At 35.3% G+C, this 11,945-nt stretch carries 9 protein-coding genes; 7 read left to right on the forward strand and 2 right to left on the reverse strand.

Going from position 1 to position 11,945, the window contains the following annotated elements:
- Positions 1–154 precede the first annotated feature (154 nt).
- A complete protein-coding gene (locus LUA91_RS20420; protein WP_231427967.1) occupies positions 155–775 on the reverse strand; it encodes a tetratricopeptide repeat protein in 621 nt (206 codons plus the stop codon).
- A gap of 309 nt (positions 776–1,084) precedes the next feature.
- On the opposite strand from LUA91_RS20420, the gene lon reads away from it, so the two are divergent.
- Both lon and LUA91_RS20430 read left to right on the forward strand, forming a co-directional pair.
- On the forward strand, positions 1,085–3,556 hold the full coding sequence (lon, locus tag LUA91_RS20425; protein WP_231427968.1) for an endopeptidase La: 2,472 nt from the start codon (positions 1,085–1,087) through the stop codon (positions 3,554–3,556).
- 83 nt (positions 3,557–3,639) lie between these two features.
- Positions 3,640–4,590, forward strand: coding sequence for a lipid A deacylase LpxR family protein (locus tag LUA91_RS20430; RefSeq protein WP_231427969.1), 951 nt, complete (start codon positions 3,640–3,642; stop codon positions 4,588–4,590).
- On the opposite strand, the gene arfB is transcribed toward LUA91_RS20430, so the two are convergent.
- Entirely contained in the window at positions 4,591–5,001 is a 411-nt protein-coding gene (gene arfB, locus LUA91_RS20435) for an alternative ribosome rescue aminoacyl-tRNA hydrolase ArfB (protein ID WP_231427970.1), read from the reverse strand.
- A 74-nt stretch (positions 5,002–5,075) separates the two neighbouring features.
- On the opposite strand from arfB, the gene cmk reads away from it, so the two are divergent.
- The 5 genes from cmk (at position 5,076) to rpsA (ending at position 11,613) form a co-directional block, all read left to right on the forward strand.
- A complete protein-coding gene (gene cmk, locus LUA91_RS20440; RefSeq protein ID WP_231427971.1) occupies positions 5,076–5,756 on the forward strand; it encodes a (d)CMP kinase in 681 nt (226 codons plus the stop codon).
- Between the two features lie 61 nt (positions 5,757–5,817).
- Positions 5,818–6,651: a DUF1080 domain-containing protein gene (locus tag LUA91_RS20445; RefSeq protein ID WP_231427972.1), complete on the forward strand. Its 834-nt coding sequence runs from the start codon at positions 5,818–5,820 to the stop codon at positions 6,649–6,651.
- A 66-nt stretch (positions 6,652–6,717) separates the two neighbouring features.
- Positions 6,718–8,211, forward strand: coding sequence for a YgcG family protein (locus LUA91_RS20450; protein ID WP_231427973.1), 1,494 nt, complete (start codon positions 6,718–6,720; stop codon positions 8,209–8,211).
- A gap of 110 nt (positions 8,212–8,321) precedes the next feature.
- A complete protein-coding gene (locus LUA91_RS20455; RefSeq protein ID WP_231427974.1) occupies positions 8,322–9,299 on the forward strand; it encodes an SH3 domain-containing protein in 978 nt (325 codons plus the stop codon).
- Positions 9,300–9,678: 379 nt separating this feature from the next.
- Entirely contained in the window at positions 9,679–11,613 is a 1,935-nt protein-coding gene (rpsA, locus tag LUA91_RS20460) for a 30S ribosomal protein S1 (RefSeq protein WP_231427975.1), read from the forward strand.
- Positions 11,614–11,945: the final 332 nt, after the last annotated feature.

Raw genomic sequence — 11,945 nt, forward strand, 5'->3', positions numbered from 1 at the left:
GCTAAACCTTTTTTACGGTATAACTCAAAGTTTACCTAGCCTCGAATGGCCTCACACGAACAGTCAATATATTTTGCATAACAACAATATAATGACCTTTTTAAAATTCTCAGTAAAAATAAAAGGCTTTGAAATTTCAAAGCCTTTTTTTTATCTATTTCAATGAGGCAATCTGCGCCTTATCATAAGCAACCCAATCGATAATATCTTTTCTAAGCGGTTGCATGGTTAATACCTTTTGAAAATCTGCTATTGAATTATTAAAAAGTGCAACGCAAGCAGTTTTTTCATCTTTTCGCTTGGCTTTATAAGATCTGAAAATAGCATAATCTTTATATGCCAAAGCACGATTTTGGAACATTTGTGTATCCTCATCACCATTAATTTCTATCGCTTTGGTAAAATCTTTAATTGCTGCTGTGTAAAAATTTTCACGCATGGTATTTAACGATTCCTTTGGATCATTTGCTATATTTAATCTGGCTTTACCACGATAATAATATGCTGATACTTCAGAAGGTTTAATGGTAATTAATCGACTATAGGTTTCAATACATTTTTCATATTGAGCATTTTGAAAATAGGAATAGCCTAACATTTGCAAAATTTTGGCATTTTCTGGAGTTTTACCATCTGCCTTTTCCAATTGTGTAACGGCAGTTTTATAATCTCCTTTAATCATAGCCTGCATGCTTCTTTCGTAGCTGTTCTGCGCAAAGCTGCTGGTAGTTGATAAAATGATTAATCCTAAAATTGCGTGCTTAAAATAGTTCATGTAATGAATAATATGTTTTTATAAATCAGCCATTAAAAAAGGCGAAATTTGTTGCAATATAATCCTATTCTTATAATTTAAAAGTTTTTAATTTCCATAAGTAAAAACCTACAGCGCTAAACATTAGCTTAAACGCTAAAAACCTAAATATATGATATTGGCTGAAATATTAAATTGCTCTGCCTTTTTAACATAAGATTTATATAATTTTTACTTTGGCACGCGAGTTGAAATTATTACCTTAACAATATAAATAAACAAAGTGAAGGCGATTGAACTGCCAGTTTGTCGTTAAAGGAAAATGTGATAATGAGTAAAGAAGATATATTTGATTTCCACAATGCTATGCCAATAATAAACGAGGATACTGAATTTTTCCCTTTAATGTCTCAACAAGATGAAGAGGAAATGAACAATGAGGAAACGCCTGAAACCCTGGCGATTTTACCATTGCGTAACACAGTTTTATTTCCTGGAGTAGTAATCCCCATTACTGTTGGTAGAGATAAATCGATAAAATTAATTAAAGAGGCTTACAAAGGTAATAAGATCATCGGAGTTGTTTCTCAAAAAGATGTTTCGATAGAAGATCCTACTTTTGAGCAGCTTAACACGGTTGGTACGGTAGCTAATATCATTAAGTTACTGCAAATGCCTGATGGAAATACTACCGTAATTATTCAAGGAAAGCAACGTTTCAGTTTAATTGAAGAGGTACAGAATGAACCTTACATTAAAGCATTTGTAAAAAAGTTCGAAGAGCAAAAACATAAAGCAGATAAGGAGTTTAAAACTTTAATCGCCTCTATTCGCGAAATGTCTGCTCAAATCATTCAGCTCTCTCCAAATATCCCAAGCGAGGCCAGTATTGCGCTTAAAAACATCGAAAGCAATTCATTTTTGATCAATTTCATTTCTTCAAATATGAATGCCGAAATGGCGGATAAGCAAAAAATCCTTGAAATGGATAAATTGCAGGAAAGAGCGCAGAAAGTAATGGAGCTTTTAATGATCGAATTGCAGATGCTGGAATTGAGAAATCAAATTCAATCTAAAGTTCGTACCGATTTAGATAAACAGCAACGCGATTACTTCTTAAATCAGCAATTGAAAACCATCCAGGAAGAATTGGGCGGCAATTCTGCTGATTTAGAGTTCGATGCACTTCAGGAAAAGGCTAAAAAGAAAAAATGGGCGCAACCTGTTGCCGATCATTTTGACAAAGAACTGGATAAATTGGGAAGAATGAATCCGGCAGCGCCAGATTATTCAATTCAGTTAAATTATTTGGAATTGCTTTTAGATTTGCCATGGAGTGAGTTTACAAAAGACAATTTCGATTTAAAACGTGCTCAACGTATTTTAGATAAAGATCATTTCGGATTAGAAAAGGTGAAACAACGTATTGTGGAGTATTTAGCAGTTTTAAAGCTAAAACGAGACATGAAAGCACCTATTCTTTGTTTGGTTGGCCCTCCGGGAGTTGGTAAAACATCTTTAGGGAAATCGATCGCCAAGGCACTGGGACGTAAATATGTGCGTATGGCTTTAGGGGGTATCCGTGATGAAGCTGAGATTCGTGGTCATCGTAAAACCTACATTGGCGCAATGCCAGGACGTATTATTTCATCTATTAAAAAAGCCGGAGCAGATAATCCTGTTTTTGTTTTGGATGAAATTGATAAAGTGGGTACTGATCATCGTGGCGATCCATCTTCGGCTTTGCTTGAGGTTTTGGATCCCGAGCAAAATAATGCTTTCTATGATCACTATGTTGAAGTGGATTACGATTTATCGAATATTTTATTCATTGCGACTGCAAATTCTTTAAGCACCATTCAGCCTGCTTTGCTCGATCGTATGGAGATAATCGAAGTAAATGGATATACCATTGAAGAGAAAATCGAGATCGCAAAAAAATACCTTTTGCCTAAACAAAAGGAGAACCATGGTTTACAAAACAAGGATATCAATCTTAAACCTGCCTTAATTGAAAAGGTTATTGAAGATTATACCCGCGAATCTGGTGTTCGTGGTTTAGAGAAAAAGATTGGTTCTTTGGTTCGTGGCGTAGCTACAAAGCTTGCTATGGAAGAAGAATACAATGTTACTTTAACTAATGAAGATATCGAACGCATTTTAGGTGCGCCTATTTATGACAAAGATTTGTATGAGGGGAATGAGGTTGCAGGTGTAGTGACAGGTTTAGCCTGGACCAGTGTTGGTGGCGATATTTTATTCATCGAATCGAGTTTGAGCCCGGGAAAAGGTAAATTAACTTTAACTGGAAATTTAGGCGACGTAATGAAAGAATCAGCTGTGATTGCGTTAGCGTATTTACGTGCCCATGCAGCTGAATTTGGAATTGATTATACCTTATTTGATAATTGGGATGTTCACGTCCATGTACCTGCGGGTGCGACTCCGAAAGATGGGCCATCGGCAGGCGTAACCATGCTGACAGCTTTAACATCTGCATTTACACAACGTAAAGTAAAGCAACACTTAGCTATGACTGGTGAGATTACATTACGTGGAAAAGTGCTTCCTGTTGGTGGAATTAAAGAAAAAATTCTTGCTGCCAAAAGAGCAAACATCAAGGAAATTATTCTCTGCAAAAGCAATCGTAAGGATATCTTAGAAATTAAGGAAAGCTACATTAAGGACCTTAATTTTCATTACGTTACCGAAATGAGTGAGGTTATTGAATTGGCTTTAACTAAAAATAAGGTTAAAAAACCATTGGATCTAAGCATTAAAATTGCACCGATAGTCAACTAAAATTGTAATCTTTTAGATTATCAATTAAATATTCGATAACAATAAATACATTTATAGCTCCGATACCTATCGGAGCTTTTTTTATGAAATCATTTTTATTTACCATCACTTTATTCCTTGCCACTTTTGCTGGCTTTAGTCAATCTTTCAAAAATGAATTTGGTTTCAAAACCGAAAATGATGCTTATTTGGCGACTCTAAATGATAGGTATTACACCAATGGATTATTTATTTATTTCCGCAGAGCGATTGACCCAGCTAAACTTTCTGAAAAAGTAGAAAAGAAAACCTATGAAATTTCTGTGGGGCAAAAAATATACACACCTTATTGGGGGCAAGTTGCTAAAAAGGAAGATCAGGATAGACCATTTGCCGGATATTTATATGCTGGTGGTGCCTATTCAATATTTTACAAAAATGAAAGCGTATTAAAAACAAGTGCAGAAGTTGGAATTGTTGGCCCAAATTCATTAGCCCAAGATGCACAGCGCTTTCTACATAAAACAGTTGGTTTTTACACACCTGCCGGATGGGATTATCAGATCCAAAATGAGTTGGCAGTGAATTTAGCCGCTCAATACAGTAAATTATTAATCCGCTCTAATGATAAAATAGTAGATCTAAGCGGACAAGGCTATGCAAATTTAGGAACCACTTTTTCCGGTTTAGGTGCATCAGTTTTATTTAGGGCTGGAAGATTAAATCAGTTATTTAACAGCGCCTACCATAATGCAGTTATAGGAAGTTCTAAAACATCTGCTTTGAACAATTCAGAGTTTTTCTTTTACGCCAAACCACAGCTAAATGTGGTAGCTTACGATGCTACTATCCAAGGAAGTCTATTTAATGATGACAGCCAGGTAACATTTGGGGTTAAGCCAATCGTTTTTGAGCAACAATTTGGCGTGAATTATAGTTCGAAAAGATTTACAGTCGATTTCAACATTATTTTTAAAACCAAAGAAGTGAAAAGTATTGCCAAAGCACAAAACTATGGCGGCTTGAGTTTATATTATCGGTTTGGAAAAATATAATTAATCAAGATTCGGTTTTCTTCTCGATTCTTTTTTGTCTGCTTTGACTGACTTATTTTTCAATCGCTTTTGAATAACAGATTTTGGTATTTTTGTCGGCCTACGTTTCTTCTGAATTTGAAGAGATCGTTTCAAAAGATCGATTAATTTAGCAACAGTTTTCTCTTTATTTAAAAGCTGGCTTCTATCCTCTTGAGAAACAATATGCAATAAACCGTCTGTATCTAACCTATTCTCTAACCTTAATTTTAACAGCGCTTTTTCCTCCTCATTAAAAAATGAGGCATTTTCCAAATCGAAAATTAGTTCTACTTTACTCGAAACCTTATTCACATTCTGTCCGCCTTTCCCTCCGCTTCTGGAGGTTTTAAAGGAAACCGATTTTAAAATTTCATCTCTGTTGGGTAACATCGTGCAAAAGTATAAAGAATAGCGATTTAAAAAAAGTAAGTAAATCCACTGCCTTTTTTTACCTTTGTACCAGAATGAAAAAGAACTTGGTTATAGCTATCGATGGCTATTCATCTTGCGGAAAAAGCACTTTAGCAAAAGCTTTGGCTAAAAAATTAGGTTTTATTTATGTAGACAGCGGAGCAATGTATCGTGCCGTAACCTTATATTTTTTAAGAAACGAGATCGATATTGCTAACGATGATAAGGTAGTTGATGCGCTTCAACACATCGAATTAAACTTTCATTCCCGCGATTATGAATCGCACATTACATTAAACGGAGAAGAAGTATCTGATGAGATTCGTTTAATGCCAGTTTCTGAAAACGTAAGCGAAGTATCTGCTCATAAAATTGTTCGCCATGAAATGGTGAAACAACAACAGCGCATGGGCAAATCGAAAAATATTGTAATGGATGGCAGGGATATTGGTACCACCGTTTTTCCACAAGCGCCACTTAAACTTTTCATGACAGCTGATCCAAAAATCAGGGCAGAACGCAGATTTAAAGAACTCGAAAGCAAAGGTAATAACCAAACAACATTAGAGGAAGTTTTTGAAAACCTTGCCCATCGCGATTATGCGGATACCACCCGTAAGGAAAGTCCGTTGGTTAGAGCTGATGATGCTATAATTTTAGACAACACCAATTTAACGCAAGAAGAACAATTGGAATTTGCGCTTGAAAAAGTTAAACCATTGCTTCCTAATTAATATTAAATTTATTCAGTTGGTTTAAATTTCATATTTTTAGCTGCTAACCATTAAAGCTAATATGAAATTAATTAAATATACTGCTGCTTTATTTTTGCTCCTCTCTGTTATTTCTTATAGCGCTTCTGCACAAAAAGGCTGGATCAATCTTTTTAACGGAAAAGATTTAAAAGACTGGAATGTTAAAATTGCGAAACATGAATACAAAGATAATTATGCCAACACTTTTAAGGTAAAAGATGGCTTAATGACAGTTGGCTACGAAGGCTACAAAGAATTCGATCAACAGTATGGGCATATTTTCTATAAAAAACCATTTTCATACTACCTGTTAAAAGTTACTTATCGTTTTGTTGGCGATCAAGCCAAAGGTGGCGAAGGTTGGGCAACCAGAAATAGCGGTGCCATGTTACACTGTCAGGATCCTGCCACGATGCTAAAAGATCAGGATTTTCCAATTTCGATTGAAGCTCAAATTCTTGGAGGAGATGGTGAACACGAGCGCCATACAAGCAATGTTTGCACACCAGGAACATTAATAAATTATAATGGAAAACTTTTTACAGGTCACTGTTTAGATTCAAAATCGAAAACTTATGCTGGCGATCAATGGGTAACAGCAGAATTTTTGGTACTTGGCGATTCGGTAATTAAGCACATCATTTCAGGAGAAACTGTATTGGAATACACCAAACCACAAGTTGGTGGCGGAAGTGTGACTAAATTTGATCCAAAAGTGAAAATAGATGGTACTCCATTGAAATCAGGTTACATTTCGCTACAGAGTGAGAGCCATCCAATAGAATTTAAAACAGTAAAACTTTTCGATTTGGCACCTTATTCAAAAGATCAAACAAAACTTGCCAAGGTAATTGATAGAATTCTCAAAGAGTAAACAACATTAAATTCCTATTGTTATGAATGATGTAAATGTTATTGCTAACTGATACTGAATTATCTGATGCTCAAAACTCATTCAATTAAAAAATTTACATTTTTAGTTTTTTTCCTTTGTTCTACATTAACTTTTGCTCAAAAAGCATATAAGGTTAATGAAATTCCAGACCCCAAAAACAATGGTGGTGGCTGGGTGAGTAATCCTGATGAAATTTTAAGCGCTGATGATGTGGCCAACATCAACAGTTCAATTTCTCGGTTTGAAAAAGAAACCAATGTTCAGGTTGCTGTGGTCATTGTAAATAATTTTGACGCTGATCAGGAAGATTTCGATTTTGCTTATGAACTTTTTAACACCTGGGGAATTGGGCAAAAGACCAGTAATAATGGCTTGCTCCTATTTATTGCAAAAGAAAGGAGAAAATATCGGTTTATTACAGGAACAGGAACCGAAGGCATTTTACCTGATGTTAAACTAAAACATATTGCCGAACAAAATTTAATTCCGGCCTTTAAAGAGAATGATTTTGGAACAGGAATAATAAAAACTATCGATGCAATTGGTGTAATCATTTTGAACCCAAATAATAAATCGGAATTAAATCAATTTTTTACTCAGCAGAATGAAAGTAAGGATTTAGAAAAGATTTGGATACCAGTTTTTGCAATTATTTTAGCCTTCTTCGGTATTTTTAAATTCGTAAATAAACAAGCGAAAAAAACAGTAAACCTAAACGCTAAAATTAAGACTGACTACGAAAAAACCATTATCAGCGGTTGTGCCGGAGTTTTCATGTTTATTTTCGTGAGTATTTTTGCCATGGTGTTTTTTAATGGGTTTGGTTTATTCGATAAAATCACACTGGCCCACACCCCTTATATTTTATATGGAATTTTAGGAACAGGATTGTTTTTTAGATATCTATTTCATATTTCCAGCTTGAGGAAAGCACATAATGATGATAAGAATTTCTTTAAGGCAGTAACCGATTTCAATAAAAAGAATTTTTGGTTAGTAATTTTTTCGCCCTTGTTATTATTTACGCTTATTAATTACCTGTTTAAAAGAGCCAAAAACATCGATCGGTTTAAGCCAATTCTTGATAGCAAAAACCAAGAGATGATTCGTTTGGATAGAGACATTAATATAGAAGGTAAACCATTTTTAAGTGGTGGGCAAAGAGCTGAGGAAGTTGCGAAAACCTATGATTACGACATTTGGGAAAGTGCTGATCATAAGGAACACATTATAAAGCAATGGCCTGCTGAAGAATATAAAGATTATACAGAATGCCCAAAGTGCAGTTTCAGAACTTATAAATTAAACAAGCGGGTTACTGTAAAGGCTGCCACGTACAGTCACGATGGCCAGGCAAAATTGATAAACGAATGCAGTTGCTGCAAAAATGTAGAATTCATAAAATGGATAGTATTGCCAATGTTGGTCGAGTCCAAATCATCGTCAGGTTCATCTTCATCTGGTAGCAGTTCATCGTCTTCATCAAGCAGCTGGGGTGGTGGTCGTAGTAGTGGTGGTGGTACCGGTGGAAGTTGGTAAGTGTTTATGATACTAATTAAAAGTATTTAGTAGTTTTGCCACACTTAGCACGATGTTTGTTCCAAGCGTCAATGCAATATTTATAAACTGCTTGCAGAAATCCCAAAAACATGACTAGAATATTCTTCTTACTAATCGCTTTTTCTATTTTCTCTAACCGCATTACTGCTCAGGATACCTATCGTGTAAAAGCTGATAAAGTGAATGTGAGAGCAAGTAACAATGCAAAAAGTAAAGTTGTAGCTACCGTAAATCAGAATGAAAATGTAACAGTTATAGATGCCAACGATTCTAAATTATATAAAGTAAAGTTAAAAAATGGAGAGGGTTGGATAAGCAAAGATTTTTTGGAAAAGGTTGCAACATCAACACCATCCGCTGCATCTCCACAAAGCACAACAACACAAACTAATTCTTCCAATAGCACAACTGATGTAATTTATCGAGTTACTACCGATAATTTGAGAGTTAGGCAAAAGGCTGATCCTAAGAGTAAGGTGATTGGTTATCTTCCGGAAAATGAAAATGTCGCTGTTATCGATTCAGCTGACGTGAGCTATTTCAAAATTAAGGTTACCAATGGCGAAGGTTGGGTGAGCAAGGAGTTTTTAGTGAGAGTTTCACCAGTTAAAGCACCAGTTCAAAAGAACAGCACTTCAGTTGAAGTTCCATCTATCAATAAGGATTACTCTAACATTATCTTTTTTGCCGTGGTGGCCTTGGTAATGGGCACCATCCTTTATTTCATTTTTAAATATTCCAATCAAAACAAAATATTAATAGGTATTTCAGCCGTTATAGTTTTGGTGGTGATTTATTTTTGCTTTGTTACGTTTATTCAACCCAAAAAAGTATCAGGAACATTTGTAAGCGATGCCGAAACGCAATATAAAACCTTTGATTTTAACACCAATGATTCTGTTATTGTGAAAGATACATACACTGATTCTACCTTCACGGCCAAATATGTAATTGAAGGTGATATGATAAAATTATACGATCAGCAGAACATGATTTTGTTATTAATTAGAGATGAGAATACATTAGTTGGTGAAGGATTTACAAGGGGAATTTTCACGAAGAAATAGGTTTAAAGCAATTGTTGTTTCTAAACCCGGTAGCAGCGGCAGCCCCCGATTTTTCTTCGGGGCTATAGCGAATAACGGGGCCGCTGCAAGCTAAGAACCACCGAACGATCGTTTTCAAATTATTAAAAACAATTGTTTTCGAAATAAGATTCTCCTGAATTGGAAAAATGCAAATCATTCTTTGCATTCAATCATTACTCCTTGTTCCTTTATCTCTACTCGTTTAAGCACCCAATCTTGATACTTGATACCCGATACTTGCTACTTCTTTTCTAAGAACCTAAAAATCAGCAACATTTATTAAAAAAATCTTTTCTATTAATTAAAATATTTTTACCTTTGCAATCCCTAAATAGGGAAAAAAGGAGATAATTAATTAATGGCTAAAAAACAAGTAGCAGAAAAAGAATTAGCAGCTAAAACAGCTGAGCTTCAGGGAGAAGGCGGACGCCTGACTGAAAAAGAAACAATTGAATCAGAAGCTGATTCAGTTTCGATCGAATCGATCAAATCATCTTTAGCAACACCAACCGAAGATTTCGACTGGGATGCTGATGAAAAAGTTTTCGGTAATTACAATGATGCAGACCGTAAAAAGTTTGAAGATATGTATGCTGGAACATTCAATCAAATCACTAAAGGTGAAATCATTAGCGGTATCGTTGTTTCAATTAACAACAAAGATGTAGTATTAAACGTTGGTTTTAAATCAGACGGTTTAGTTTCTACTTCAGAATTCCGTGATACACCAGATTTAAAAATCGGCGATTCAGTTGACGTATTCGTTGAAGCACCAGAAGATGCTAACGGTCAATTGATCCTTTCTCGCAAAAGAGCAAAAACTCAAAGATCTTGGGAAGCTATTAACGAGGCGCTTGAAAATGATAGAATCATCAATGGTTTCGTTAAGAGCCGTACTAAAGGTGGTTTAATTGTTGATATTATGGGCGTTGAGGCTTTCTTACCAGGTTCTCAAATTGATATTAAACCTATCCGTGACTACGATGTTTACGTTGGTAAAACAATGGAATTCAAAGTTGTTAAAATTAACCATGAGTTTAAAAACGTTGTAGTTTCTCATAAAGTGTTAATTGAAGACGATTTAGAATCACAAAAAGTAGAAATCGTTTCTAAATTAGAAAAAGGACAGGTATTAGAAGGTACTGTTAAAAACATTACTGATTTCGGTGTGTTCATCGATTTAGGTGGTGTTGACGGTTTACTTCACATTACTGATATTTCTTGGGGCCGCATAGAGCATCCAAAAGAAGTATTATCATTAGACGAAAAAATCAACGTTGTTGTTTTAGATTTCGATGATGAGAAAAAACGTATCGCTTTAGGCTTAAAACAATTAACTCCACACCCTTGGGAAAACTTAAGTGCTGACATTCAAGTTGGTTCTAAAGTAAAAGGAAAAATCGTAACTGTTGCAGATTACGGTGCTTTCTTAGAAATCATCCCAGGTGTTGAAGGTTTAATCCACGTTTCTGAAATGAGCTGGTCACAAAACTTAAGAAATCCACAAGAATTCTTAAAAGTTGGTGATGAGATCGAAGCTGAAGTTTTAACTTTAGATAGAGACGAACGCAAAATGAGCTTAGGTATTAAACAATTATCTAACGATCCATGGCAAGAAGTTGCTGCTAAATTCCCAGTTGGAAGCAAGCACCAGGCAACGGTTAAAAACATGACTAACTTCGGTGTATTTGTTGAAATCGAAGAAGGTATTGATGGTTTAATTCACATTTCTGACTTATCATGGTCTAAAAAAGTAAACCACCCTAACGAATTCACTAAAGTTGGTGATGTGTTAGACGTAGTTGTTTTAGAATTAGACGTTGATAACCGCAAATTAAGCTTAGGTCACAAACAATTGGAAGAAAACCCTTGGGATACTTTCGAAACGATCTTCACTTTAGATTCGGTTCACCAAGGTACAGTTGTTAAAGTAACTGATAAAGGTGCTGTTATTGCTTTACCATACGGTGTAGAAGGTTTCGTACCAACTAAACACATGGTAAAAGAAGATGGTACTTCGGTTAAAGCTGAAGAAACTAACGACTTCAAAATCATCGAGTTTAACAAAGAAGCTAAACGCATCGTTGTTTCTCACGCCCGTATTTGGGAAGAAGTTAAAGCTGAAGCTGTAGCAGAAGAAAGAAATGCTAAGAAAAAAGAAGCTAAAGCTGCTGTAACTGCTGTTAAAAAAGTTAAAGATTCTGTAGAGAAATCTACTTTAGGAGATTTAGACGTATTAGCACAATTGAAATCGCAATTAGAAGGCGAAGAAAGCAAAGCTAAAAAAGGCTAGTTCTTTTTAACTGAATATATTAATCCCGATAGCGAAAGTTATCGGGATTTTTTTTGCCTATTTTTTGCCACGGAAACACGGAATACACGGAACTTCACGGGGTCGTTATCGCGAGGAGGCTTTTTCAGCCGACTGCCTGCCCCCACAATTCGGGGAAGCAATCTCTTTTTCTTCACCATATAGATTCTGTGTTGATTTGCAAATAAAATATTAATTTTCATACTTTTGTTATTCTAAGGCAGTCCAGAACTAGCCTGTATAGCGTACTTATGCAATTTGTGTCTGTACGCTATTCTCTTTTAGTAAATACTGGTTGTCATAGGCTGTTTTGT

The sequence above is a fragment of the Pedobacter sp. Leaf250 genome (genome assembly GCF_920984735.1).
Classification (GTDB): domain Bacteria; phylum Bacteroidota; class Bacteroidia; order Sphingobacteriales; family Sphingobacteriaceae; genus Pedobacter.